The sequence below is a fragment of the Agrobacterium sp. LEGMi-208b genome, from assembly GCF_059511785.1.
Window position 1 is genome coordinate 2,207,979 of record NZ_CM183445.1, and the last position, 24,593, is coordinate 2,232,571.

General features: G+C 59.7%; 25 protein-coding genes and 1 tRNA gene. 16 read left to right on the plus strand and 10 right to left on the minus strand.

Annotated features, from left to right (window positions below):
• The first annotated feature begins 22 nt into the window (after positions 1-22).
• The 8 genes from AC5YUO_RS10695 (at position 23) to AC5YUO_RS10730 (ending at position 8,246) form a co-directional block, all read left to right on the plus strand.
• Positions 23-793 (plus strand): transporter substrate-binding domain-containing protein, encoded by a 771-nt coding sequence (locus tag AC5YUO_RS10695; protein ID WP_496153285.1) that lies wholly within the window; start codon positions 23-25, stop codon positions 791-793.
• A gap of 22 nt (positions 794-815) precedes the next feature.
• The gene (locus AC5YUO_RS10700; RefSeq protein WP_496153286.1) at positions 816-1,538 is read left to right on the plus strand and encodes an ABC transporter permease; all 723 of its coding nucleotides are present in this window, start codon (positions 816-818) and stop codon (positions 1,536-1,538) included.
• 12 nt (positions 1,539-1,550) lie between these two features.
• Positions 1,551-2,240: an ABC transporter permease gene (locus AC5YUO_RS10705; protein ID WP_400819465.1), complete on the plus strand. Its 690-nt coding sequence runs from the start codon at positions 1,551-1,553 to the stop codon at positions 2,238-2,240.
• A gap of 20 nt (positions 2,241-2,260) precedes the next feature.
• Positions 2,261-3,175 (plus strand): homocysteine S-methyltransferase family protein, encoded by a 915-nt coding sequence (locus AC5YUO_RS10710; RefSeq protein ID WP_496153287.1) that lies wholly within the window; start codon positions 2,261-2,263, stop codon positions 3,173-3,175.
• Between the two features lie 136 nt (positions 3,176-3,311).
• Positions 3,312-3,884 carry an NADPH-dependent FMN reductase gene (locus AC5YUO_RS10715; protein ID WP_496153288.1) on the plus strand — a complete coding sequence of 191 codons (573 nt, stop codon included), beginning with the start codon at positions 3,312-3,314 and terminating at the stop codon, positions 3,882-3,884.
• 1 nt (position 3,885) lies between these two features.
• Positions 3,886-5,088, plus strand: a complete 1,203-nt coding sequence (locus tag AC5YUO_RS10720) for an MFS transporter (protein ID WP_496153289.1) — start codon at positions 3,886-3,888, stop codon at positions 5,086-5,088.
• Positions 5,089-5,471: 383 nt separating this feature from the next.
• Complete coding sequence (locus tag AC5YUO_RS10725) at positions 5,472-7,421, plus strand: methyl-accepting chemotaxis protein (protein WP_496153290.1); 1,950 nt, start codon at positions 5,472-5,474, stop codon at positions 7,419-7,421.
• Positions 7,422-7,895: 474 nt separating this feature from the next.
• Positions 7,896-8,246 carry a hypothetical protein gene (locus AC5YUO_RS10730; protein ID WP_496153291.1) on the plus strand — a complete coding sequence of 117 codons (351 nt, stop codon included), beginning with the start codon at positions 7,896-7,898 and terminating at the stop codon, positions 8,244-8,246.
• Positions 8,247-8,363: 117 nt separating this feature from the next.
• Here AC5YUO_RS10730 and AC5YUO_RS10735 read toward each other — a convergent pair whose 3' ends face one another.
• Both AC5YUO_RS10735 and AC5YUO_RS10740 read right to left on the minus strand, forming a co-directional pair.
• On the minus strand, positions 8,364-8,504 hold the full coding sequence (locus AC5YUO_RS10735) for a hypothetical protein (RefSeq protein WP_149741148.1): 141 nt from the start codon (positions 8,502-8,504) through the stop codon (positions 8,364-8,366).
• A gap of 214 nt (positions 8,505-8,718) precedes the next feature.
• Positions 8,719-8,795: transfer RNA gene (locus tag AC5YUO_RS10740), tRNA-Arg, on the minus strand.
• A gap of 520 nt (positions 8,796-9,315) precedes the next feature.
• Between AC5YUO_RS10740 and AC5YUO_RS10745 the strand changes: the two genes are divergently transcribed.
• Both AC5YUO_RS10745 and AC5YUO_RS10750 read left to right on the plus strand, forming a co-directional pair.
• Complete coding sequence (locus AC5YUO_RS10745) at positions 9,316-9,822, plus strand: MarR family winged helix-turn-helix transcriptional regulator (RefSeq protein ID WP_003520548.1); 507 nt, start codon at positions 9,316-9,318, stop codon at positions 9,820-9,822.
• 257 nt (positions 9,823-10,079) lie between these two features.
• Complete coding sequence (locus tag AC5YUO_RS10750; RefSeq protein WP_496154844.1) at positions 10,080-10,343, plus strand: hypothetical protein; 264 nt, start codon at positions 10,080-10,082, stop codon at positions 10,341-10,343.
• A gap of 55 nt (positions 10,344-10,398) precedes the next feature.
• On the opposite strand, the gene AC5YUO_RS10755 is transcribed toward AC5YUO_RS10750, so the two are convergent.
• Positions 10,399-10,887 (minus strand): hypothetical protein, encoded by a 489-nt coding sequence (locus AC5YUO_RS10755; RefSeq protein ID WP_496153292.1) that lies wholly within the window; start codon positions 10,885-10,887, stop codon positions 10,399-10,401.
• Between the two features lie 71 nt (positions 10,888-10,958).
• A complete protein-coding gene (locus tag AC5YUO_RS10760) occupies positions 10,959-11,963 on the minus strand; it encodes a LysR family transcriptional regulator (RefSeq protein ID WP_400821300.1) in 1,005 nt (334 codons plus the stop codon).
• 255 nt (positions 11,964-12,218) lie between these two features.
• Here AC5YUO_RS10760 and chvE point away from each other — a divergent pair, with 255 nt between their 5' ends.
• From chvE to araD1, 4 genes are all read left to right on the plus strand, one after another.
• Positions 12,219-13,283, plus strand: coding sequence for a sugar ABC transporter substrate-binding protein ChvE (gene chvE / locus AC5YUO_RS10765; protein ID WP_003520542.1), 1,065 nt, complete (start codon positions 12,219-12,221; stop codon positions 13,281-13,283).
• A 90-nt stretch (positions 13,284-13,373) separates the two neighbouring features.
• The gene (gguA, locus tag AC5YUO_RS10770; RefSeq protein ID WP_496153293.1) at positions 13,374-14,912 is read left to right on the plus strand and encodes a sugar ABC transporter ATP-binding protein GguA; all 1,539 of its coding nucleotides are present in this window, start codon (positions 13,374-13,376) and stop codon (positions 14,910-14,912) included.
• Complete coding sequence (gguB, locus tag AC5YUO_RS10775) at positions 14,909-16,105, plus strand: sugar ABC transporter permease GguB (protein WP_400821304.1); 1,197 nt, start codon at positions 14,909-14,911, stop codon at positions 16,103-16,105. Before gguA ends, gguB begins: the two co-directional genes overlap by 4 nt.
• A 118-nt stretch (positions 16,106-16,223) precedes the next feature.
• A complete protein-coding gene (gene araD1, locus AC5YUO_RS10780) occupies positions 16,224-17,219 on the plus strand; it encodes a 2-keto-3-deoxy-L-arabinonate dehydratase AraD1 (protein WP_400821306.1) in 996 nt (331 codons plus the stop codon).
• Between the two features lie 201 nt (positions 17,220-17,420).
• Here the strand turns inward: araD1 and AC5YUO_RS10785 are convergent, their stop codons facing one another.
• From AC5YUO_RS10785 to AC5YUO_RS10810, 6 genes are all read right to left on the minus strand, one after another.
• Complete coding sequence (locus AC5YUO_RS10785; protein WP_496153294.1) at positions 17,421-17,831, minus strand: VOC family protein; 411 nt, start codon at positions 17,829-17,831, stop codon at positions 17,421-17,423.
• Positions 17,832-17,878: 47 nt separating this feature from the next.
• Positions 17,879-18,343: a GNAT family N-acetyltransferase gene (locus tag AC5YUO_RS10790; protein WP_496153295.1), complete on the minus strand. Its 465-nt coding sequence runs from the start codon at positions 18,341-18,343 to the stop codon at positions 17,879-17,881.
• A 117-nt stretch (positions 18,344-18,460) separates the two neighbouring features.
• Complete coding sequence (locus AC5YUO_RS10795) at positions 18,461-19,057, minus strand: class I SAM-dependent methyltransferase (protein WP_496154845.1); 597 nt, start codon at positions 19,055-19,057, stop codon at positions 18,461-18,463.
• Positions 19,058-19,061: 4 nt separating this feature from the next.
• The gene (locus AC5YUO_RS10800; protein WP_496153296.1) at positions 19,062-19,883 is read right to left on the minus strand and encodes a transglutaminase family protein; all 822 of its coding nucleotides are present in this window, start codon (positions 19,881-19,883) and stop codon (positions 19,062-19,064) included.
• Between the two features lie 21 nt (positions 19,884-19,904).
• Positions 19,905-20,846 (minus strand): alpha-E domain-containing protein, encoded by a 942-nt coding sequence (locus AC5YUO_RS10805; protein WP_496153297.1) that lies wholly within the window; start codon positions 20,844-20,846, stop codon positions 19,905-19,907.
• Positions 20,847-20,849: 3 nt separating this feature from the next.
• Complete coding sequence (locus tag AC5YUO_RS10810) at positions 20,850-22,259, minus strand: circularly permuted type 2 ATP-grasp protein (RefSeq protein ID WP_496153298.1); 1,410 nt, start codon at positions 22,257-22,259, stop codon at positions 20,850-20,852.
• A 443-nt stretch (positions 22,260-22,702) separates the two neighbouring features.
• Between AC5YUO_RS10810 and AC5YUO_RS10815 the strand changes: the two genes are divergently transcribed.
• Both AC5YUO_RS10815 and AC5YUO_RS10820 read left to right on the plus strand, forming a co-directional pair.
• Positions 22,703-23,599: a DMT family transporter gene (locus AC5YUO_RS10815; RefSeq protein WP_496153299.1), complete on the plus strand. Its 897-nt coding sequence runs from the start codon at positions 22,703-22,705 to the stop codon at positions 23,597-23,599.
• A 179-nt stretch (positions 23,600-23,778) separates the two neighbouring features.
• On the plus strand, positions 23,779-24,396 hold the full coding sequence (locus tag AC5YUO_RS10820; protein ID WP_003520529.1) for a L,D-transpeptidase: 618 nt from the start codon (positions 23,779-23,781) through the stop codon (positions 24,394-24,396).
• Positions 24,397-24,593: the final 197 nt, after the last annotated feature.

A 24,593-nucleotide genomic window follows, 5' to 3' on the forward strand; every position in this document is an offset into this window, starting at 1 on the left:
CGTTTTAACAGGAGAGACTTGAATGAAATTCTTCGCCACGCTGCTTGCCGGAACGGCATTTGCGTTTTCCGCCTTCACGGCCAGCGCCGACGTGCGCTTCGGCATCATGAACGAGGCCTATCCGCCCTTTTTCGCCAAGGATGCCAGCGGCAAGTGGCAGGGTTGGGAAATCGATCTCATGGACGCCGTCTGCGCGGAAATGAAGGAAAAATGCTCGATCGTCGAACTGTCCTGGGATGGCCTCATCCCGGCGCTGCAGACGAAGAAATTCGACGTCATCTGGTCCTCCATGTCGAACACGGAAGAGCGCCAGAAGATCATCGATTTCACCGATAAATATTACAACACGCCAAGCAAGCTGATCGGCGCCAAGGGCGAAAAGCCGGGTGCGACGGCCGAGGACGTCAAGGGCAAGACCATCGGCATTCAGGTGGCGACCATCCAGTCCGAATATTACAAGAAATATTTCGCCGGTGTCGCCGATGAGAAGACCTACCAGACGCTGGACGAGGCGTTTCAGGATCTCGCCGCCGGCCGCATCGATTATGTTTTCGGCGATTCCATCGTTCTCGACGCTTTCGTGAAGAGCGATGCGGGTAAAGATTGCTGCGCCGACATGGGCGATGTCGCCGACGACAAGGAAATCCTCGGTCTCGGCGTTTCGGGCGGCCTGCGCAAGGAAGACACCGAACTCAAGGCCAAGCTGAATGCGGCAATCGCCGCCGTGCGCGCCAGCGGCAAATATGACGAGATCACCAGGAAGTACTTCAGCTTCAATATTTACGGGCAGTAATTCCATCTGATCGGTCACGCATATGGCAAGCCTTGAAACCACGCTGCAACTGCTGTCTCCCTATCCTCCGGGATGGGGCGGTACCCTGTTGAAGGGTGCGGCGTCGACGCTTGCCATTTCCGCCGGCGCCTATCTGATCGGTCTTGCCATCGGCATGGCCGGGGCGCTTGGCAAACTTTCGGGCAACAGGCCGCTTGGCCTGCTGCTCAACCTCTATACCACCGCGATCCGCGCCGTTCCCGAGCTGATCCTCATCGTCGGGCTTTATTATGCCGGGACGGATGGTCTCAACCGGCTGCTGCTGCTCGCGGGCATGCCGCCGCTGGAGGTCAACGGTTTCGTTGCCGCCGTTGCGGTTCTGGGTTTCGTGCAGGGGGCCTATATGACCGAGGTTCTGCGCGGCGCGATCCTCGCCATTCCAAACGGGCAGATCGAGGCGGCACGCGCCTTCGGCATGTCGCCCGCCTTACGGTTCCGCCGGGTGGTTTTGCCGGCGCTGTTGCCGAATGCCTTGCCGGGGCTCGGCAATCTCTGGCTTGCCGTGACCAAGGACAGCGCCCTGGTGGCGGTCGTCGGTTATCAGGAACTGGCGCTGGCGACACGTCTGGCCGGGGCCAGCACCAAGCAATATTTCCTGTTCTTCCTTGCGGCAGCGTTTCTTTATCTCGCGATCACGCTCGTCTCCAACCTCGTCTTTTCGATGCTGGAACGCCGGGTGCGGCGCGGCCAGCCGGCCGTGGCCTGAGGAGGGAACGGCATGGATTTTTCCTGGGTCGCGAAATATTGGCCGCTGCTTCTTTCGGGTGCATGGCAGACGGTGGCACTGCTCGTCATCTCCGTCAGCATCGGGTTTCTTCTGGCCATCGGGCTTGCCTTTTCGCAGGTGAGCGGCGGGCGGGTGACGAAAACCCTGGCGCGGGCCTATTGCACCTTCTTCCGCGGCACGCCGCTGCTCATCCAGCTCTGGCTGCTTTATTACGGCGTCGGCTCGCTTCTGCCGATGATCCCCGGGCTCCGGCAAAGCTTCATGTGGCCGGTGCTGCGCGAGGGGTTCTTCTTCGCAGCCGTCAGCTTCACGCTGAATTATGCGGCCTATGAGGCGGAAGTTCTGCGCGGTGCGCTTTTGGCCGTGCCGAAAGGCGAGCTGGAGGCCGGCAGGGCTTTCGGCATGGGCCGTTTCACCCTCATTCGCCGCATCTGGCTGCCGCGCGCCATCCGCATCGCGCTGCCGACCATTGCCGGTGAGGTGGTGATGCAGCTGAAAGCGACGCCGCTTGCTTTTACCGTGACGGTCATGGACCTCTACGCCGTGGCTTACAAGGTTCGGCAGGATACGCTGCTGGTCTATGAACCGCTGATCGTCGTCACCGTCTTTTATCTCATTCTCACCGCCATCATCGCCCGCTGTTTCGGCCTTGTCGAACGGCAGGTGCCGGTCCGGCGGTAAATCGTTCAAGGAGTATCAACATGGGCACTATCCGTATCCTCGATGGCGGCATGAGCCGCGAATTGCAGCGGCTCGGCGCCGAGCTGAAACAGCCGGAATGGTCGGCGCTGGCGCTTATCGACGCGCCCGATATCGTGCGGCAGGTGCATCAGGAATTCATCGAGGCCGGCGCCGATGTCGTCACCACCAATTCCTATGCGCTGGTGCCGTTTCACATTGGCGAGGAGCGTTTTCAGAAGGACGGTGCATCGCTGATCGCCCTCTCGGGCAAGCTGGCGCGCGAAGCGGCTGATGCTTCCGGCCGCAAGGTGCTGGTGGCGGGTTCGCTGCCGCCGATCTTCGGCTCCTATGAGCCGCAGAATTTCGATGCGGGTCGGGTGCAGGCCTATCTCAAGGTGCTGGTCGACAATCTCGCGCCTCATGTCGATGTCTGGCTCGGCGAGACGCTGAGCCTGATCGCCGAAGGCGAAGCGGTACGTCAGGCCGTTGCGGCAACCGACAAACCGTTCTGGATTTCCTTCACGCTTAACGACGATGCAACCGCAACCGGCGGCGCAGAGCCGATGCTGCGCTCGGGTGAAACGGTGAAGGCCGCCGCCGAGTGGGCGGCGCAATCGGGTGCCGCCGCCCTTCTGTTCAACTGCAGCAAGCCGGAAGTGATGAAGGCTGCCGTGGAAACGGCATCCGCCGTTTTCGCGGAAAAGGGTGTATCGCTGGAAATCGGCGTTTATGCCAATGCCTTCGAAGGCGAGCAGGGCGATTCCGCCGCCAATGAGGGCCTGCACGGCACCCGTGCCGACCTGACAGACGATGTCTATTCCCGTTTTGCCTGCTCCTGGGCGGATGCGGGCGCGACCATGATCGGCGGCTGCTGCGGCATTGGTGCGGCGCATATCCACAAGGTTGCGACAGCGCTGCGGCGCGCGGCCGCCTGAAGCGGCCCGCCCAGTGCCACTGGCGGAGATGGATGCGGCAGGTTTTGAACCTGCCGCTTTTTTTATGCGCGGCTATTGACCTCAACTATAGTTGAGGAATTATCAGGACATGGAACATACTGTTGAAGGACGTTCCATGAGCGATAATACACTTTCCATCCGGATCATATTTGGCAGCGCCCGCAACCCGCGCTTCTGCGATGTCATCGGCAAATGGCTGCTGGAGCGGCTCGAGGCGCTGCCGGGACTGGAGCTTGCGGTCATCGATCCGCGCGAACTCGATCTGCCGCAGGACCACGCGCCCGAGCGCGCCTCGGTGCGGCAGCTCCGGCAAAGCCTCGATGGCGCCGATGCCTTCATCGTCGTCACACCGGAATATAACCGCAGTTACCCCGGCGCGCTGAAGGTGCTGATCGATTCCGCATATGACGAATGGGGCGCCAAGCCGGTGGCCTTCGTGTCCTATGGCGGCATTTCCGGCGGCCTGCGCGCCGCCGAGCAGCTTCGCCCCGTCTTTGCGGAACTGCATGCGGTGACGATCCGCGATGTCGTCAGCTTCGCCAATCCCTGGGATCGCGTCGATGCAGCGGGTCAGTTCGACGCCGGCGCGCCGGCGGCAGGCGCGCTGGAGACGATGATGAAAAAGCTTGGCTGGTGGGCGCGTGCGCTGAAACAGGCGCGGTCCGCAACGCCTTACAAGGAGGCGTGAAATGGCCGAAAAATCCCTCGCGTTGAAAATGACGCTACTGTTCGTCGCCACACTCACCATCATGGCCGGAACCACGGTCGCGCCTTCGCTGCCCGCCATCGAGCAGACTTTCCTGTCGACGCCGCATGTGGATATCATGAGCCGCATGGTGCTGACGCTGCCCTCGGTTTTCGTGGCTTTCTGCGCGCCCGTTGCCGGTGTGCTGGCGGATCGCTTCGGCCGCAAGCGGCTGCTGCTCGGCGCGATCCTGCTCTACAGCCTTTCCGGCATGTCCGGCCTTTTTGCCGGCAGTCTTGCCGGCCTGCTCGTCGGGCGCGCTTTTCTCGGTCTGGCGATCGGCGCGATCATGACGATCGGGACGGCATTGGTGGGCGATTATTTCGAAGGTCCGGCGCGGGAGCGCTATCTCGGCCTGCAGCAGGCCTTCACCCAGATCGGCGGCGTCGTTTTTGTGGTGGCGGGTGGTTTGCTGGCGGATCTGCACTGGCGCGCGCCCTTCGCGGTCTATGCCGTTGCTTTGCTCATTCTGCCGGCGGCCCTGCTTTTTCTGACGGAGCCGGTCAGGAACAATAAAAGTATCAAAGCCGGCGGCGAACAGGATCTTGCGGTCAACTGGCTGCTGGTGGCCGTGCTGGCACTGGCGGTATTCCTCGTCAACGCCCTGTTTTACACCATTCCCTCGCAACTGCCGTTTTTCCTGCGCGAACTCGGTGTGTTTTCCGGCAGCATTGCCGGATATGCCATCGGCATTTTCAATCTGGCCGGGGCGCTGGCGGCGCTCAATTTCGGGCGATTGCGGGCAAGGGCCAGCGTGACCGCCATCATTGCCGCCGGGCTGGTGTCGATGGCGACGGGTTTTGCGCTGCTTGCCATGGCCGGGGGGCTGCTCGCCATGCTGTCGTCGCTTGCGGTGGTGGGGTTTGGTCTCGGCGTGGTGATGCCGGGTATCATGTCCACTACCATCATGCTCGCACCCCCGCGCCTGCGCGGGCGCATCGCCGGCATCGTCACGGCTTCGATGTTTCTCGGGCATTTCATATCGCCGCTGGCAAGCCAGCCGTGGATCGCCCGGTTCGGTTTTGCCGCCACCTATCGTGACATCGCCGTGATATTCGCCGCCATGGCCGCACTTGCCGTCCTGGCCGCCATTTTGCAGCGATGGGCGGCCATGCGAAGAGCGCGGCTTTTTACGCCAGGCCGTTAACGACGGGTTCCGGGGGCAAAAAAGCATCCATGCTTTGCCGGCCGTAATGTGAAGGAATTGTAAAGTTTTTAACTATAACAATTTTATGAGAAAATAAATTAAGGGGAGAGGCTGACAGCTAGCTTGCCTTCGCCTTTCCCCCCGGAATTTAGTCCGGTGTTTCCGCCTGCTGGCGGGCCGCTGTGCCAAATCCGTGGGTAGCGGCCGGTCCGTATTTGAAGGGACAGGCGGCTTTCTTCGGCGCATGCATGATGCAGAGCGGCCACAGCCGATGATGCGGCTAACCGAGCCTCGATGATCGGGGCGCTCGACGTGCAATGTCAGTCTTGCCGAACACCTCCGGCACGGGGAAGGAGCGGTTTTTCAATGACGTGAGGTTTTCCGTGTCTTTCCTTCAAAATGCCAGTATCCGCACCAAAATCCTGTCGCTCATTCTACCGCTCTGCCTTGTCGGCCTTGGCGCGACTGCCTTCATGTCCATCCGCTACAAGGAAGCGGACACGGCCTACTCCAATTTTATCGCCAACGATAACGCCGCGCTGGTGGAGCTTGCGCGCGCCAACCGCAATCTGGTCGCGGTGGCCTATGGAGCCTATCAGGTCATGGCCTATGATGCGAATGGGCCAGAGATAAAGGCCGCCAGACAGGCCTACAATGAAAGCAAGGGATTGCTGCTGGAGCGCCTCAAAAATGTAAAGGCTGTCTTTCCCGAAGAGGCTGCCGCGATGGACGCATTCATCGCGCAGTCGCAGACAATAACGGCAATGACGGACAAGGCTGTAGACCTTGGCCTGGCGGACCGCAATGAGGAGTCCGCCGAACAGCTGCTCAAGGCGGATGTCTCCATCCAGGCGACTTCGGTGGCCATTACGGCGCTGCTGGACAAGCTCGCCAAGGGTGTCGTCAAGGGAAGCGACGATCTGACGGATCAGACCAATTCAACCATCTTCACGTCGCTGGTGGCTGTCGGCATCGCTTTTGTGGCCGGCATTATTCTGGCGTTGTTCGTGGCGTCCCGCGGCATCACCACGCCGATCGCCCGCCTGCGTGAGCGCATGGTGTCGCTCGCCGGCGGCGAGACGGCAACGGGAATCGACGGCACGGCGCGCCACGATGAAGTGGGCCAGATGGCCAAAGCCGTTCAGGTCTTCCGTGAAAACGCCATCGAGCGTCTTCGTCTCGAACAGGAAACCGAAGCCAATCGCAGCCTTTCGGAGAAAGAGCGGATCGAGCGCGAGCAGCAGAGGGCAAGGGAAGCGGCCGATGTCAAATTCGCCGTCGACAATCTCGCAGCCGGTCTCTCGAAGCTTTCGGAAGGCGATGTTTCCTATCGCATCGGCCAGCCATTCACCGCGACGCTCGACGCCGTTCGCAACGATTTCAACATGTCAGCCGAAAAGCTGCAGGCGGCATTGACCAATGTGGCGCAGAACGCCAGCGGCATCGGCGCGGGCGCGGAGGAAATCAAGTCCGCCGCTGACGATCTGGCCAAGCGCACCGAGCAGCAGGCTGCGGCCGTCGAGGAAACCGCGGCCGCTCTGGAGGAAATCACCACGACCGTGCGGGATTCCACTCGGCGCGCGCAGGAGGCGGGCCTGATCGTCAGCCGCGCCAAGGCGGGTGCCGAACAATCCGGCGACGTGGTGCGCCGCGCCGTGGTCGCCATGGAGCAGATTGCGAAGTCCGCCAATGAGATCAGCAATATTATCGGCGTGATCGACGAGATCGCTTTCCAGACCAACCTTCTGGCGCTGAATGCCGGTGTGGAAGCTGCGCGCGCCGGTGAGGCCGGCAAGGGTTTTGCCGTCGTCGCACAGGAGGTGCGCGAGCTTGCCCAGCGCTCCGCCCATGCGGCCAAGGAGATCAAGGCGCTGATCAACACCTCGAACGACCAGGTGCAGCAGGGCGTTCAGCTGGTGGGCGACACCGGCAAGGCGCTGGCGACCATCGTTTCGGAAGTACAGGAGATCAACCGGCACGTTGTCTCCATCGTGGAGGCCGCGCAGGAACAGTCTTCCGGCCTGCAGCAGATCAATACGGCGGTCAACCAGATGGATCAGGACACGCAGAAAAATGCGGCCATGGTGGAGGAAACCAATGCCGCAAGCCATGGTCTCGCCAAGGAAGTGGCATCGCTCAACCAGCTGCTTTCCCAGTTCAGGCTCGCCGACGGCGCCCATCAGCCGAGAAGTCAGCCTGTTCCTGTTCGCAGCGCCGGCGGCAACGACAAATATGTGGCATCCCCCGTCCGCGCCCTCGGCCGCAAGATCGCCTCGGCCTTTTCGGGCAACGCGGCCGTCGATACATCGAAGGGCGACTGGCAGGAGTTTTAAGCGGCGGTTGGCTGCCAATATGCGTTTCGGCGGGGAGATATCCCCGCCGGCGTTCAACGGCGATGTGGCGCAATCGAGAGCCGTTCCGGTAAAATCGATGTCCATCGCGCGAACCCCGACATCTTCTCCCTGGGTCAATCATCCGCATCGACGCCCATCGCCGGGAGGGGGCCTCAGCATCGGTTCACGCGAGAAAATATCCCCCTGGTGAAATCCGAACTTTTCGCTGCCGGGCCTGTGCATATTCATGCTCGATTTACTTTGTTCGATGCATTGCACTTAATATGTCGCGAGACTCGCGGAAAAGAGTGGTTTCTCGCGACGTCGTTTTGCGAAGGTGGGTTTTGGCGTTGATGCGCGCGCAGCGATCTTTTCGGGATCTCTCCGGCTGTTCAGGCGAAGATCAAAGCGGTCGTGGGGTTGAGGAACATGTTCAGTCGTTTTTGTTACACATCATCATTCAGGCGGCACCTCTTGCCCATCGTCGCAGGGACGCTCCTGCTCGCCGGCAGGCAGGAGCCGGCATTGGCCATGGACATGGAATCGCGCGCCCTGTGGGCTGCATCGGCGATGGCAGAGGCCGATTATCATCGCAGCAATCCCTGCGCGCAGTGGAAGGTCGATGAACAGGCGGTCAAGAAAGTCATTGCCTGGAGTGGCCGAACGCTTGAGGAACTGCGCGCATCCGAGGATTATCGCGAGCAGCGCGACGCCATAAAGGGCGTGACCAAGCAGTATGGTATCGACATGGCCTGCGACGCGGGCGGCGCCAATTTTGCGGTCGGTGACCATGATTACGGCGTTCTGCGCCATGCGGGCAGGTAGGCCATCGGTCTTGATGTCTCACGGTGACGGCAGCAAACACGCATCTGTGCGGGCATCCGCAAACGATCTTGATGTCGGCCGACTGATCTGACGCGTCAAGGGCGGTTCGGTGGGCGCTTACCCTCCGTTGGTTTCTTTTTCTTTCTTCGCTTGATCGTGATGCCACTTGATGGCGAAGTACATGCCCGTACCCAGCACGATAATCTTGAACGGAAGGAAGACTATAGGGAAGAAATCCACCCAATCCCAATCCATCATTTTAGTATTTCCAGTCTATTACTTGACGAAATCTGCCTGGCTAGCGCTATCTTATAATGGCTGCTTCAACAACGTCATTTTAGGGATTCAGGCAGGGTCTTTTTGACGCAGCCTTCGCCGGTTCGCTTCACCCGAGGCTCTCGACGCTCATCCTCGACAGGCTTCCTGGGATTGTCTCAGGGGTAGTATGAAACGTTGTGGGCTTTGAGAAATATGGCGCACCCGACAGGATTCGAACCTGTGACCTTTGGAATCGGAATCCAACACTCTATCCAGCTGAGCTACGGGTGCAGCGGTCACGCTTGAATCGCGTGCAGCGGTTGGTTCATACCCCAGCTTTGTTTTCGCATCAATGTCTAAAAATCAAAGATTTGCGAAACCTTGCCTGTTTTCGGGCAGGGCGGGTGAGGTTGCCTCATATGGGGTGGCCGTGGGCCTTTCCGTGGCGGCAGGGCGGTGCGTCGTTTGACGTATTGTCTTTTTGCCGGAATGGGTTTTCCCTTATAAGTAGTATGTTATTGCCCGGTGGGGCCGCTGTTTTGCCCCTCTCGCGAAAAGGCGGCCGGATTGCGGCAATGCCCTTCAAGCACGGCGCGGCAAGCGATTTTATCCCCCCGAAATTGGCGGGTAATTCATCATACTTTTTTCGTTCGCCGGGTGGCCACCCGGAGTCTCCGTTTGCTTCGCCGGCGATTAACTGTCAAATTATTATACAATATTAGTATCATCTACATTTATTTGGGATACAGTTTCGTGACGTTGTCGGGTATGATTTCGGCACGGTAAAGGAACGAATCAGGCGGGGGATCGGATGGCTTTGCGATTGGCACACAGCAACGGGCCGCGGACGGAAAAGGCCGAAAGCGGCAGCGCGGAAGCGGCGCATATAACGGCGATCGACTATGGGTTGCTGACGACTGCGATCAGCTATCATTTGCGGCACTCGCAACTTGCCGTGGCAAACGGTTTTGCCGATGTGCTGGCCGAGCAGGGTTTGCGGCCAGCCGATTTTTCCGTTCTCGTGATCGTCGGCGGCAATCCCGGCCTTAAACAGAGCGATGTGGCGGAAGCGCTCGGCATACAGCGCGCCAATTTCGTCGCCATCGTCGACAGCATGGAAGAGAAGGGGCTGCTTGTCCGCCGCAAGTCGGAAGAGGACAGGCGCGTTCATTTCCTCGACATGACGGAGGAAGGCAGCAGCCTTCTCGACCGGCTTTCCAACACATGGCGGGACCGTGAGGAAAAGCTGATCGACAGGATCGGCGGCAAGAAGGCCCGCGATCAGCTTCTGGCCCTGCTCGGACGCCTGCGCGACTGACCTTCGACGAGAGCGGGGCAATCCAAGGCGCAGGCAGCCGCAGGGTGCGGCCTGTGCGCAGATGTTGCGTCTTCCCATTGCCTGCGGCATCGGCAACGATCTTCCCGCGCTGGTCTTTCACGGCAGCCTGATTGGCAGCGGGGTTGAATTGCGTTGCAATTTTCCTGTGAAACCGCCAAGACGCATAAGCACTTCACGCCTTTGGGCGTGGAACCGCAATCATGCGATCGACTGGAAAGGCCCGGGACGGGAACGCCATGCTGAATATCGATACGAGTCATCCGCTTTACCGTCCCCTGTGGGTCCGGTTGCTCATCGTCGGCTTTTGCGCGGCATGGGCCGTCATCGAATTCGTCAATCGCGAGTTTTTCTGGGGAACCATCGTTGCCGGCATCGGGGCTTATGCAGCCTATGAATTGCTGCTGAAGTTCAAACCCGCAAGCGACGCCGCCAAAAGCGGGAATGGCACGGATGAGCCTGCCGCCGAAAGCGCGCCCACCGATAAGGACGATGCGGGCTGAAGCGCCGCCTGTCTTTCGTTTCATGTATTTTGCGACATAAGGCTGTCCGGCACTTTTACCGGAAATGCTCCCGCGCCCGCAGCATCCGGATCGCCTGGTCGATCAGGAGATTGGCGGCCGTCATGCGCAGCGTCGCATTGTGCCGGAATTGCGGCTTCACCCCGTCGGGATGATTGAGGCGGGCGAAGGCGCGGCGCTTTTCCGCAAGCGTTGCGGCCGTGTCGGTTTCGTGGATCGCCAGTTCGGCTGAAACATCGGCAAGCGACGTTTTTTCGAGATGGGCCGGCATCGGCTCCGGTTTGGGCTCCGGTTCGGGCTCCGGCTGAGGTTCGGGCGGTGGGGCCGGATCGGCCAGGAAGGCGAGATAGGCATCGAGATTGCCGTTTGCCGGCGGCGGCGCCTCAATATGCGTATCGACAACGAAGCCCGAGCTGAAACCGGCAATGCGGTGACCGGCGGGCGGTGGCGGCTCCACGCCTTCCTCTTCTTTTTCTTGTTTCAGCCTGTCGACGACCGACTGGAAGACGGATTGTCCGAAGAGCATGCGGCTATTTCCTCGCCGGTCTGACTATCCGGCTTTTATGGATCATGAAGGTGGTGTCTGGCTTGCCGTGGTCACGGGCCGGTCAGCTTGCGGCTTTCATCCAGCACCAGATCGTAAAGCAGGCGGGCGCTGGGCGGCAGAACGCGGCCCTTGGTGGTGATGATGCTGTAGGGCTTGACGACCAGCTCGAAATCCGTCGGCAAAATGCGGGTCCGGCCGATATCGGCCTGTTGGCCGGTAACGAATTCGGCCATGTCCTGGGCGATCGGGGCGATGGCATCGGTATTGCAGACAAGCGCAAGGGTGAGCACCACGGATGGCGTGTTGATGACGTTGCGCGGCATGGCGACGCCATGGGTGAGGAAGACATCCTCCATGGTTCTGCGCAATAGCGCGCCGGGCGGCTGGAAGACCCAGTCGTAACCCGAAAGATCCTGCAGGGTCACGGGTTCGCCGCGCAGCAGCGGGTGGCCTTCCCGCACCACCAGACAGGCGCGCTCTATGCCGATTTCGTGGATGGAGAAGAGGCCGGGATCGAAATCATCGGGAATGCGGCCGATGATGAAATCGTGGCGGGCTGCCAGAAGTTCGCGCGCGAGCACGTTGCTGCTTTCCACCTGCACGTTGATTTCGATGCCGGGATAGGTGTCCATGGCGCGCCTGATGGCGGGAACGACGAGGCTGATCGCCGGTGCTGTGACGGCGCCGATATAGACCGAGCCGCCGCTGCCAGACTTCATCTGGTTGAGTTCGCGGCTCGCTTCGCGCAGCTCCAGCAATATGGTGCGGGCCCGGCGCGCCAGCGCCTCGCCGAATTTCGTCAGCACCACGCCGCGCGAGGCCCGCTGACAGAGTGGTGATTTGACGATTGCTTCCATTTCCGCGAGCATGCGCGAGGCTGCGGGCTGCGTCATGTTCATGGCGGCCGCTGCCGCGCTGACCTGCCCGTGCTCCTCGATCATGACCAGCATGCGCAGGTGGCTCATCTTCAATCCGGCCCGCAGCAACGGGTTGTCTTCAAAGACGAAAAGGGCCTCTGTTGTTTGCGCCTGCTCATACACTTTTTGGTTGTTCATGCGCTGTTTCATACCCCTCATCGGTTATTGTATCGATTTAATATATCATAATTGATATATGGAAACCGATATATTCTATTTGACAGTTATATGGATTCAGAACAATTTGCGGAATGCCGGGGAGGAGCGGCAGCTGTTCCATTTCGCAATTGCGAAATCGGAGCGAGCGCAATGCGGCTTCTTCCTCTGACGGCATGAATTTCATGGTGCATCGCAACATGCGGGCGCCATAGAAGGGCTCAAGGGAGAGAGTTAATGAAGTCCATTATTTCGCTGATGGCAGCTTGTGCCATCGGTGCTGCGTCTTTCGCAGTGCCGGCTTTCGCACAGGACAAGGGTTCCGTTGGTATCGCCATGCCGACCAAGTCGTCCGCTCGCTGGATCGACGACGGCAACAACATCGTGAAGCAGCTGCAGGAAGCCGGTTACACCACCGACCTGCAATATGCCGATGACGATATTCCGAACCAGCTTTCCCAGATCGAAAACATGGTCACCAAGGGCGTCAAGGTCCTCGTGATCGCATCGATCGACGGCACGACGCTGTCGGACGTTCTGAAGCAGGCCGGCGAGCAGGGCATCAAGGTCATCGCTTATGACCGCCTCATCCGCAACAGCGGCGACGTCAGCTACTACGCAACCTTCGACAACTTCCAGGTTGGCGTGCTGCAGGCAACCTCGATCGTCGACAAGCTCGGCCTGAAGGATGGCAAGGGTCCGTTCAACATCGAACTCTTCGGCGGCTCCCCGGACGACAACAACGCCTTCTTCTTCTATGACGGCGCAATGTCGGTTCTCCAGCCTTACATCGACAGCGGCAAGCTGGTCGTGAAGTCCGGCCAGACCGGCATGGACAAGGTCGGTACGCTGCGTTGGGATCCGGCAACGGCCCAGGCCCGCATGGACAACCTCCTGTCCGCCTATTACACCGACGCCAAGGTTGACGCCGTTCTGTCGCCTTATGACGGTCTGTCGATCGGCATCATCTCCTCGCTGAAGGGCGTTGGTTATGGCACGAAGGACCAGCCGCTGCCGGTCGTTTCCGGTCAGGACGCTGAAGTTCCCTCGGTCAAGTCGATCATTGCCGGCGAACAGTACTCCACCATCTTCAAGGACACCCGCGAACTCGCCAAGGTGACCGTGAACATGGTCAACGCGGTTCTGCAGGGCAAGGAGCCTGAGGTGAACGACACCAAGACCTATGAAAATGGCGTCAAGGTCGTTCCGTCCTACCTGTTGAAGCCGGTTGCAGTCACCAAGGAGAACTACAAGCAGGTTCTCGTCGATGGCGGTTACTACAAGGAAGACCAGCTGAAATAAGCTGAAGACACATGCGGGGATGACTTGGCGTCATCCCCGTTTTTCCATAAAAATAAAAACGCCGGAATTAATCGGGCGCTGGATTGCGATATGGCCAATACCATTCTCGAAATGCGGAACATCACCAAGACGTTTCCGGGCGTGAAAGCGCTTGAGAACGTCAATCTTAGGGTTAAAGAGGGTGAGATCCACGCACTCGTCGGTGAGAACGGCGCGGGGAAGTCGACCTTGATGAAGGTCCTTTCCGGTGTTTACCCCGCCGGCACCTATGAGGGCGAAATCCACTATGAAGGCGCAGTGCGGAATTTTCGCGCCATCAACGACAGTGAAGATATTGGTATCATCATCATTCACCAGGAGCTGGCGCTCGTGCCGCTTCTGTCGATTGCGGAAAACATCTTCCTTGGCAACGAGGTCGCTTCGAGCGGCGTCATCAACTGGCAGCAGACCTTCAACCGTACCCGCGAACTTCTAAAGAAGGTGGGCCTGAAGGAATCGCCGGAGACGCTGATCACCGATATCGGTGTGGGCAAGCAGCAGCTTGTCGAGATCGCCAAGGCACTGTCGAAAAGCGTGAAGCTGCTCATTCTCGATGAGCCGACGGCGTCGCTCAACGAAAGCGATTCCGAGGCGCTGCTGAACCTGCTGATGGAATTCCGCAAGCAGGGCATGACCTCGATCATCATCACCCACAAGCTCAACGAAGTGCGCAAGGTGGCCGACCAGATCACCGTTTTGCGCGACGGCATGACGGTGAAGACGCTCGACTGTCACAAGGAAGAAATCAGCGAGGATGTCATCATCCGCAACATGGTGGGGCGCGATCTCGAGGATCGTTATCCGCCGCGCGACGTGCCGATCGGCGAGACCATTCTCGAAGTGAAGAACTGGAACGCCTATCACCAGCAGCATCGCGACCGCCAGGTTCTGCACGACATCAACATTACCGTGCGCAAGGGCGAAGTCGTCGGCATTGCCGGTCTGATGGGCGCGGGGCGCACCGAATTTGCGATGAGCGTGTTCGGCAAGTCCTATGGCCACAAGATCAGCGGCGAAGTGCTGATCGACGGCAAGCCCGTGGACGTCAGCACCGTGCGCAAGGCGATCGATGCCGGTCTTGCCTATGTCACGGAAGACCGCAAACATCTCGGTCTCGTGCTCAACGACAACATCCTGCACAATACCACGCTTGCCAACCTGGCCGGCGTGTCCAAGGCCAGCGTCATCGACGACATCAAGGAAATGAAGGTGGCGAGCGATTTCCGCACGCGCCTGCGCATCCGGTCTTCGGGCATCTTTCAGGAAACGGTCAATCTTTCGGGCGGCAACCAGCAGAAGGTGGTGCTCTCCAAGTGGCTGTTCTCCAATCCCGACGTGCTCATCCTCGATGAACCGACCCGCGGTATCGATGTCGGCGCGAAATATGAAATCTACACCATCATCAACCAGCTCGCTGCCGACGGCAAAGGCGTTCTGATGATCTCATCGGAAATGCCCGAACTGCTCGGCAATTGCGACCGCATCTACGTCATGAACGAAGGCCGCATCGTCGCTGAATTGCCGAAGGGAGAGGCGAGCCAGGAAAGCATCATGCGCGCTATCATGCGCTCAGGGGAGAAGAACTCATGAGTTCGGCAAACACAACAAACGAAGAAAGTAACGTCGTCTCGATCTCGTCCTATATTCGCGCCAATATCCGCGAATACGGCATGCTGATCGCGCTCGTCGCCATCATGGTTTTCTTCCAGTTCTACACCGGCGGCATCCTGTTCCGCCCTGTGAACCTGACCAACCTCATCCTGCAGAACTCGTTCATCGTCATCATGGCGCTGGGCATGCTGCTCGTCATCGTCGCCGGGCATATCGACCTTTCGGTCGGCTCCATCGTTGCCTTCGTCGGTGCGATCGCGGCGATATTGACCGTGCAATGGGGCATGAACCCGTTCCTGGCGGCGCTGATTTGTCTCGTCATCGGCGGCATCATCGGTGCGGCCCAGGGTTACTGGATCGCCTATCACCGCATTCCGTCCTTCATCGTGACGCTGGCGGGCATGCTGGTGTTCCGCGGCCTGACGCTTTTCGTGCTCGGCGGCAAGAACATCGGTCCGTTCCCGACCGATTTCCAGATCATCAGCACCGGCTTCCTGCCCGATATCGGCGGCATTGAAGGGCTCAACACGACGTCGATGATCCTGACGTTGCTGATTACGGTCGTGCTGTTCTATCTCGCATGGCGCCGCCGCGTCGTGAACGTGAAGCACGGCATCGACGTGGAGCCGTTCGGTTTCTTCATTGTGCAGAATCTGCTGATCTCCGGCGCCATCCTGTTCCTCGGTTACCAGCTGTCCACCTATCGCGGCCTGCCGAACGTGCTGATCGTGATGCTGGTGCTGATCGCGCTTTACAGCTTCGTGACGCGCCGCACGACCATCGGCCGTCGCGTCTACGCCATGGGCGGCAATGAGAAGGCGACCAAGCTTTCCGGTATCAACACCGAACGCCTGAGCTTCCTCACCTTCGTCAACATGGGTGTGCTGGCCGGTCTCGCCGGCATGATCATCGCGACCCGCCTCAACTCGGCAACGCCGAAGGCCGGCGTGGGCTTCGAGCTCGACGTGATCGCGGCCTGCTTCATCGGCGGTGCTTCGGCATCCGGCGGCGTTGGCAAGATCACCGGTGCGGTCATCGGCGCCTTCATCATGGGTGTCATGAACAACGGCATGTCGATCGTCGGCCTCGGCATCGATTTCCAGCAGATGGTCAAGGGCCTCGTGCTGCTCGCCGCCGTGTTCTTCGACGTCTACAACAAGAACAAGGGCTGATCGGCCCAACCCTATCGCAGTCAAAAAAGTGGCCGGTTTCCGGCCACTTTCATAAGATGCAGGCGTTATGCGCCGAAGAGAAGAGACAAGGCGCGTGGCGCCGGAGGAAGGAAATCCCGTGCTCATTTCACAGATCAAAGATGCCAGTGGCAACATCACCGTAGCGGTTCGCGAAGAAGGCGGGCAGGCGCGCGCCGTCAAGGGTGCGGCGTCGGTTTATGCGCTCGCCATGGAAGCCGCCAATGGCGGCAAGAGCCTTGCCGATGTCATTTCCGCCCATGGTCTGGGCGACGCCGTCGATCTCGAAAAGGCCTATGCCGAAGGCCGTTTCCTGCCGCCGATCACCCATCCCGATCCGGCGCATCTGCATCTGACCGGCACTGGTCTTACCCATCTCGGCTCTGCCGCAACCCGTGACAGCATGCACAAGAAGACCACGGAAGCCGCCGAAGAGAGTCTCACGGATTCCATGAAGATGTTCCGCATGGGTCTCGAAAACGGTAAGCCGAAGGCTGGCGAAAAGGGCGTTCAGCCGGAGTGGTTCTATAAGGGCAACGGCCATGTGGCGGCGGCACCCGGTGCAGCGCTCACCTCGCCGTCCTTCGCGCTGGATGGCGGCGAAGAGCCTGAGATGGCCGGTATCTATGTGATTTCCGACAAGGGCGAAGCGGTGCGCATCGGCTTTGCCGTCTCGAACGAGTTTTCCGATCACGTCACCGAGCGGATCAACTATCTCTATCTCGCCCATTCGAAGCTCCGCCCGGCCAGCTTCGGCCCGGAAATCCGCGTCGGCGCTCCGCCGTCGGATATTCGCGGCACATCGCGCATCCGTCGCGGCGACAAGGTCATCTTCGAAAAGCCGTTCGTTTCGGGTGAGGACAACATGTCCCACACCTTTGCGAACCTCGAATATCACCACTTCAAATATGGCCTGTTCCGCGCGCCCGGCGACGTGCATGTGCACATGTTCGGCACGGCGACGCTTTCCTTCGCAGACGGCATCAAGCCGGAAGCGGGCGACGTCTTCGAAATCGAAGCAGCCGGTTTCGGGCTGCCGCTGAAGAACCCGCTCGCTGTCGATGCGGAAGAAGAGATCGCGGTTCGGCAGATTTGATCGGCAGGCTGCGCGTGAAAAATGGTCAGGGGTGGGTCATCCCTCCCTCGACGTCATCCTCGGCCCTGTGCCGAGGATCTAATCACGTTGAATAAAATCAATCGGTTGCAGATCCTCGGGACAAGCCCGAGGATGACGGTAGATGATAGCTCTTTCATCCCATCGTCCCTCTGTGCGTCGGGTAATTTTCAAGCGCTCGCCTTACGCAATCCCCCACAGCTTGCCTTCTCCAACCTCCACCGAATTACCCGCCGGATCGCGGATATAGACGGAATAGCTGTCATTGGGCCAGCGGTGATAGTGCTCGACGGGAATTCCAAGTTCTTCGAAGCGCCCCTTCCAGCCGTCCACCTCCGACTTGTCCTTTGCATAAAAGCAGAAATGACCCTGACCCACCGCGCCGTGGCGGGGGATGGGATTGTCGGGGTCGGCCCGGCGGGATTGTTCGGGATCGAAGATCAGCAGCATCTGCTGCCCGCATCTGAAGAAGATGAATTGCCCCGGCAGCCTGCGCATCACGTCCAGCCCGAAGACATCCCGGTAAAAGGTTTCGGCGGCATCGAGATCATCCACGTAGAGTGCGGTTTCCATAATGGCGGCTGGCGGTCGCATGGTTCCTCCCGGTGGTTCAGGGGTTTCCGGCGGATCGCGGCGGAACCCTATTTGCCTGTTGTATAGGTGAGCACCGTCAGGTCGTGTTTGCCGACGCCACGTTCCAGAACGGTCCAGCCGCAATTGGTATAATAGCTTTCCAGATCGCGCTGGCAGCAGAGGTAGCTGGTCTCGTGGCCAAGTTCGGCGGCCCTTTGCGTCGCGGCATGCATCAAGGCCCGCGCCACGCCTGAGCGCCGGCGGTCTTCTTCCACCCACAGGGCTGCGACCCAGGGCAGATATTGCGGACGCTCTTCCAGATCGCAATGGATGAGGAAGGCGGAGCCGACATAGTCGCTGCCGTCATGGGCGACAAAGCCGGTGGGCAACCTATGGGGGTTGGTCATGTCCTTCAGGTGCTCGGCGACGTCGCCGACCCGAAGGCCGCTATCCTGCCACCATGCCGTCCAGACCCGTTCGGCGATGACGGGTCCATGCGACTGGCAGTCGCGATAGTCGGAAATGCTGTACAAGGCGGTCTCCCGGCCGGCTTTCCTCCCGCAGGCTGAAACCGGATCATGCTTTCAAATCGATGCGCGGATTAAACCGGGTGGGACGGGGTTTCGCAACCGTCAAGTTGTCGCGGCGGATCAGGCTTTCGTCGCCGTCACATGCAGCCATGCGGTCGGGAGCTGGTCGTAACCGCTGCCCTGCCGTGCCTCGATCTCCACCGCCGCCCAGTCAAACTGTCCGTAAACCTCTTCCAGCCAAGGCTTCGAAGGGTAATTGTAATAACGGCCGAACATGTCGCGGCCCTCCGCTTCTCCGGCCTTGAAGCTGGCATAAAAAACGCCGCCGCGTTTCAGCGCCGTGTGGATGCGGCCGATAATGCCCGGCAGGGCAGGGCGGGGCACATGCAGCAGGCAGGCATTGGCCCAGACGCCGTCATAGCGCTCAGTTTCATCGATATCCTCGAACAGTAACGTCCTGACGGGAATGCCGAGCCGGGTTTGCGCCGATTTGGCGATTTCGGGCGTTCCATCGGTGGGGTGCACATCGAAACCGGCGGCCAGCATGAATTCGCTGTCCTGCCCGCCGCCGCATCCCAGTTCGAGGATGCTTGCGCCGTCTCGCAGCCGGGCCAGAAATGTCTCCAGATGCGGGCGGTCGGGAGCCTGTCCCCTGGTCGTGTAGGCGTTGGCATTATCGGTGTAAAAACCGATCGTATCTTCGTCTTTGGCGGCCATCATCTCAACTCTGCGACTGGCTCTGGCTCTGCGACTGCTGCACGGTGACAGTCACGTTAAGCGTTTCACCGGCAGGGCCGATGCGCATGCCCGATATCGGCGCGCAGTCGCGGTAGCAGAGGCCCGATGCGATGCGCACATAACGGTCATCGGGGCAGATATTGTTGGCGGCGTCGAAGCCCACCCAGCCCAGCCCCTGAAGATGCACCTCGGCCCAGGCATGGGTGGCCGTCTGTTCCTCCACCTCTTCCATCATCAGATAACCGGAGACATAACGGGCCGGCAGACCCATCAGCCGGGCGGCGGCAATCAGGATATGGGCATGGTCCTGGCAGACGCCCTTACCGGCTTCCAGTGCGGCTTCCGCCGTGGTTTCGATGTCGGTCGCGCCCGGCACATACTCCACCTTGCGGTGAATATTTTCCATCAGGTCATGCAGGCGGGCAAGCTCGCTGTCGCCGGCGCTTGCCTTTACCAGTTCGCGAACCAGCTTTCCCGGTTTGGTGCGCGGCGTCTCGCGCAGGAAAAGCCACAGCGGCGCATTGCCGATGTGGAAACCGAACACGCCTGCCTTGTCCTCGGTGGTGACGGTGCCGCTCGCCACCACCTTCACCCGCTGCTGCGGGCCTTCCGTTTCCACCAGCGCAACGCGGTTGCCGAAATGGTCGTCATAGGTCACTTCGACGGTGGCGCCATCGACCGAGACATCCCAGTTCTCCACCGTCTGGCCCGGGCCGGTCTGCGGCGTCAGGCGCAGCCGCTGCAACGCATAGGGCATCGGCTCGTCATAGACATATTCCGTCGTATGGGTGATTTTCAGACGCATAAGCTGTCCCCGTCCACGCGCTTATTGATAGAAGCGGTAGCCTTCCGTGATTTCCTGTCCCAATTGTCCGTTGCGGTTGACAAATCTCTCCAGAAATTCGTGCAAGCCTTCATCCATCACCCGGCTGATGGTGGTCGCGCGCAGGCTGTCGCGAATGCTCTCGGCCGTGTCGTGCGCCTTGTGCCTCTCATCGTAATCCTCGGCGATGTAATTGAGGTTGCTGGCGATCTTTTCATAACAATAGGCCAGCGAGCGCGGCATGCGGCCATTGAGAATGAGAAAGTCGGCAATGTTGGAGGGTTTGTATTCCGCATCGTAGACCCAGCCATAGGAGCGGTGCGCCGAGACCGAACGCAGGATGGATTCCCACTGCGCATTGTCCAGCGAGGAGCCCACATGCGCCACCGCCGGCAGCAGCACGTAATATTTGACGTCGAGAATACGGGCCGTGTTGTCGGCGCGCTCGATGAAGGTGCCGATGCGGGAGAAGTTGTAGAGATCGTTGCGCAGCATCGAGCCGTGGAAGGCGCCGCGCACCAGACCGGCGCGATGTTTGATGACATCGATGGTCTGCGGCAGTTCGGCATGGTTGAGCTTGCGGCCGAGAATGTTCTTCAGCTCGATCCAGAATTCATTGGTGGCTTCCCATGTCTCGCGCGTCAGCGCGGTGCGCACCATGCGGGCATTGTTGCGGCCCGCCTCGATGCAGGACATGACGCTGGAAGGGTTGGATTTTTCCCGAAGCAGATAATCGATCGCATCCGCCGACGTCACCTTCTTGTGCATTTCAAGAAAGGCTTCGCGCACGCCTGCACTCTGCAACACGCCATCCCAGTCCTCATCGCCGCTGCCGCTGCGCGTCAGTGAAACGCGCAGGCCCGCATCGATCAGCCGGGCGATGTTTTCAGCGCGCTCGATATACCGGAACATCCAGTAGAGCCCGTTTGCCGTTCTGCCCAGCATGGCTTAATCCTCCAGTACCCAGGTATCCTTGGTGCCGCCGCCCTGGCTGGAATTGACCACCAGCGAACCCTGCTTGAGGGCAACGCGGGTCAGTCCGCCGGGAATGATCTGCACCTTGTCCGAGACCAGAACATAGGGGCGCAGATCGACATGGCGCGGCGCGATGCCGTTCTTGACCATGATCGGCACGGTGGAGAGCGACAGCGTCGGCTGCGCAATGTAGTTGGAGGGGCGGGCTTTCAGCTTTTCGGCAAAAAGCGCCCGTTCCTTCTTCGTTGCGGTGGGGCCCACCAGCATGCCGTAACCGCCCGAACCATGGACCTCCTTGACGACCAGTTCGGCAAGGTTGTCGAGCACGTATTTCAGGCTGTCGGGCTCCGAACAGCGCCAGGTCGGCACGTTTTCGAGAAGCGGCTTGCGGCCGGTGTAGAATTCGACGATCTCCGGCATATAGGAATAGATCGCCTTGTCGTCGGAAATGCCGGTGCCGGGGGCGTTGGCGATGGTGATGTTGCCGGCGCGGTAGACATCCATGATGCCGGGCACGCCGAGCGCCGAATCCGGACGGAAGGTCAGCGGATCGAGGAAGTCGTCGTCGACGCGGCGGTAAAGCACGTCGATAGCCTCATAACCGCGGGTGGTGCGCATCTTGACCTTGCCGTCCATGACGCGCAGGTCGGATCCTTCCACCAGCTCCACGCCCATCATGTCGGCGAGGAAGGAATGTTCGTAATAGGCGGAATTATAGATGCCGGGCGTCAGCACCGCGACGCGCGGCTTGCCGGAACAGCCGGGCGGTGCAAGCGAGGCGAGCGATTGCCGCAGCAGATAGGGGTAATCCTCCACCCGCCGCACCCGGTTTTCGTGGAAGAGTTCCGGGAACATCTGCATCATCGTTTCGCGGTTTTCCAGCATGTAGCTGACACCGGAGGGCGTGCGGGCATTGTCTTCCAGAACGTAGAACTGGTCTTCGCCGGTGCGGACGATATCCGTGCCGACAATATGGGTGTAGACGCCGCCGGGCGGGGTGAAACCGATCATTTCCGGCAGAAAAGCTTCGTTTTTCTCGATGATTTCGCGGGGAATGCGCCCGGCGCGGATGATTTCCTGCTTGTGGTAGATATCGTCGAGGAAAGCATTGAGGGCGAGGACGCGCTGTTCGATGCCCTGGGCCAGTTTGCGCCACTCCCGTCCGGAGATGATGCGCGGGATGATATCGAAGGGGATCAGTTTTTCTGAACTGTCGGCATGGCCATAGACTGCGAAAGTAATGCCGGTTTTTCGAAAGATGTTTTCCGCGTCTTTTGATTTCTGGATCAGGTGCGCCCTGTCCTGTCGGCTGTACCACTCGTTATAGTTTTCATATGGGCTTCGCGGCGTGTTGTCCGCATTTATCATTTCGTCAAATGCCAACTTCGATGTCCCCTTTTTTGCCATATGAATACAACGCCAAATGCAATGCAAGAACTATGCGGACCTCCCTGCGAAGATTTTTCACCACTCTAGAGTTTTAAAAAAGAAGCGTTTTTTCGGTTTCAGCCTATAAATGCGGCATTGGCAAATTGGTTGCGCGGTGGCGAAGGCGGTAGTGGTATGATGGTGCTGTGTGCGCCGTGGGCGAATGCATAAATTTTGGTCGGTCGCTTTCGGTTGATGAATATCGGGCGTCGCATCAGAAAATCTGAAAGATGCGATCACGAAAACACCTTTGACCTTTTGTCGGGATGCGGATACCGCCTTGCTGAACACCCGGTTCGATCATTCGCCGGTTTGCGTGAAGCCGCAGAAATATCAATTCGCCGCCTTTCCCGCATCGTGTGCGGTCACGGGCATCGTGCGGCACAGGGGATGTTCCCATGTCGCTCGACCGTCTGGCTCCGGCCATCTTCGTCTTTCTCTGGTCGACCGGCTGGGTCACCGCCAAATATGCCGTCTATTATACCGGGCCGCTGACCTTTCTCTGTCTGCGTTATCTCCTGGCGGGCGCGCTGCTATGGGCGATCTGCCGCTTTTCCTCCATCCAGTGGCCTGAGCGGCGCGTCGATGTCTTCCGGGCGATCCTGTCCGGTGTCTTCCTGCACGGTCTTTATCTCGGCATGATCTGGTGGGCGATAGGGCAGGGCGTGCCGGCGGCGATCGGCGGTATTATCGCCGGTCTGCAGCCGCTGATGACGGCGGTTGCGGCCCGCTACATGATCGGTGAAAGGATCTCGCCCTTGCAGCGCGCCGGCCTGCTCATCGGCTTTGCTGGCATCGCCATTGCCGTGCTGCCGAAGGTCATGGCGACAGGCGCTGTCGGCCTGTCGGTGCCGCTTTACGCCGTGGCGGTGAATGTGCTGGGCATGACATCGGTGACCTATGGCACGCTCTATCAGAAGAAATACGTCCATGGCGGAAACATCATGGCGGTGGCCACGCTGCAATATGTCGGTGCGCTGCTGGTGACCGTGCCCTTCGCGCTTCTGCTGGAGGATGGGCATGTGGACTGGAGCCTCGGCCTTGCCGCCACGCTCGCCTGGTCGGTGGGTGCGATCTCCATCGGCGCCGTGGCGTTGCTTCTTTATCTGATCCGGCGCGGGCAGGTCTCGCGGGCCGCCTCGCTGATCTATCTCGTGCCGCCGCTTGCGGCCGTGGAAGCAGCACTGCTGTTCGGCGAAACGCTGACACCCGCCATGATTGCCGGCACTGTTCTGGCGGTGACGGGGGTTTATCTCGCCAATCGCAGACCTGCCGCAGCGGTTGCCGCACGTTAGGGCGTTTTCGCTTTTCTTCGAATGGCGAAAGCGTTCAACTCTTTGTTTTGCCGCATTTCCGGACGGAAACCCGGCCTCCACTTTTCCTGGAAATGCTCTCATTATCACAACCTCATATTAGCGGTTTGTTAACCATAAAATTATACCTCTCGTTAATCCAAAGATTTGGCGGGGGTTACATGTCTATTTCACGTCGTGGTGTTCTGTTCGGATTGCCGCTGTTTCTGGCTGGCTGCGCGAATACCGGCATCGGCCAGCAGAGGCTGAATTATGCGGCAAAGCCGGAGGAGAAATTCCCGCTTCCCGCCATGCATCTCGACAAGGTCAAGCCGGAGCTTCGCCGGCAGGAAGTCACCTACGATACCCGGCATCCGGCCGGAACGGTTGTGGTGGATACGCCGGCGCGACGTCTCTATTACGTGATGGGCGATGGTCGCGCCATGCGTTACGGCGTCGGTGTCGGCCGGCAGGGTCTTGCGCTGAAAGGCGACGCCTATATCGGCCGCAAGGCGGAATGGCCGTCCTGGACGCCAACCGCGAACATGATGCGCCGCGATCCGCGCAATCTGAAATTCGCCGGCGGCATGGCGGGCGGCCCGAACAATCCGCTCGGCGCACGCGCGCTCTATCTCTATCGCGGCGGCAACGACACCATGTTCCGTCTGCATGGCACCAACCAGCCGCAATCCATCGGCCATGCCATGTCGAGCGGCTGCATCCGCATGCTGAACCACGATATCATCGATCTTTACAGCCGCGTGCCGGTCGGTTCGAAGGTCGTCGTCCTGCAGGCGTGAGGAAGAGGCGGATTTTTCCGCCTTTGCCACGCCAGAAAATGCCTGTATCCTTGAGTTGATTTTTTCGGCAGATGGTCAATTTTATGCTTGAAAATCAACCATGTGTAGAATGCCTCCCTTTCTGTATTTAAGGGAGTTCTGCTATATCGGAAACGTGATTTCCGGTGTTCGAGACGTGTATCCATAAAGGCGTAAAT

Coding starts and splice junctions, on each gene's coding strand:
- AC5YUO_RS10755 (WP_496153292.1), bottom strand. CDS start 10,887: ATGCTCTTCGGACAATCCGTCTTCCAGTCGGTCGTCGACAGGCTGAAA.
- gguB (WP_400821304.1), top strand. CDS start 14,909: ATGAGTTCGGCAAACACAACAAACGAAGAAAGTAACGTCGTCTCGATC.
- AC5YUO_RS10800 (WP_496153296.1), bottom strand. CDS start 19,883: ATGCGTCTGAAAATCACCCATACGACGGAATATGTCTATGACGAGCCG.
- AC5YUO_RS10745 (WP_003520548.1), top strand. CDS start 9,316: ATGGCTTTGCGATTGGCACACAGCAACGGGCCGCGGACGGAAAAGGCC.
- AC5YUO_RS10735 (WP_149741148.1), bottom strand. CDS start 8,504: ATGATGGATTGGGATTGGGTGGATTTCTTCCCTATAGTCTTCCTTCCG.
- AC5YUO_RS10795 (WP_496154845.1), bottom strand. CDS start 19,057: ATGGCCGCCAAAGACGAAGATACGATCGGTTTTTACACCGATAATGCC.
- AC5YUO_RS10720 (WP_496153289.1), top strand. CDS start 3,886: ATGGCCGAAAAATCCCTCGCGTTGAAAATGACGCTACTGTTCGTCGCC.
- AC5YUO_RS10695 (WP_496153285.1), top strand. CDS start 23: ATGAAATTCTTCGCCACGCTGCTTGCCGGAACGGCATTTGCGTTTTCC.
- AC5YUO_RS10805 (WP_496153297.1), bottom strand. CDS start 20,846: ATGCTGGGCAGAACGGCAAACGGGCTCTACTGGATGTTCCGGTATATC.
- AC5YUO_RS10815 (WP_496153299.1), top strand. CDS start 22,703: ATGTCGCTCGACCGTCTGGCTCCGGCCATCTTCGTCTTTCTCTGGTCG.
- AC5YUO_RS10710 (WP_496153287.1), top strand. CDS start 2,261: ATGGGCACTATCCGTATCCTCGATGGCGGCATGAGCCGCGAATTGCAG.
- AC5YUO_RS10785 (WP_496153294.1), bottom strand. CDS start 17,831: ATGCGACCGCCAGCCGCCATTATGGAAACCGCACTCTACGTGGATGAT.
- gguA (WP_496153293.1), top strand. CDS start 13,374: ATGGCCAATACCATTCTCGAAATGCGGAACATCACCAAGACGTTTCCG.
- AC5YUO_RS10760 (WP_400821300.1), bottom strand. CDS start 11,963: ATGAACAACCAAAAAGTGTATGAGCAGGCGCAAACAACAGAGGCCCTT.
- AC5YUO_RS10820 (WP_003520529.1), top strand. CDS start 23,779: ATGTCTATTTCACGTCGTGGTGTTCTGTTCGGATTGCCGCTGTTTCTG.
- AC5YUO_RS10700 (WP_496153286.1), top strand. CDS start 816: ATGGCAAGCCTTGAAACCACGCTGCAACTGCTGTCTCCCTATCCTCCG.
- AC5YUO_RS10715 (WP_496153288.1), top strand. CDS start 3,312: ATGAGCGATAATACACTTTCCATCCGGATCATATTTGGCAGCGCCCGC.
- AC5YUO_RS10750 (WP_496154844.1), top strand. CDS start 10,080: ATGCTGAATATCGATACGAGTCATCCGCTTTACCGTCCCCTGTGGGTC.
- chvE (WP_003520542.1), top strand. CDS start 12,219: ATGAAGTCCATTATTTCGCTGATGGCAGCTTGTGCCATCGGTGCTGCG.
- AC5YUO_RS10705 (WP_400819465.1), top strand. CDS start 1,551: ATGGATTTTTCCTGGGTCGCGAAATATTGGCCGCTGCTTCTTTCGGGT.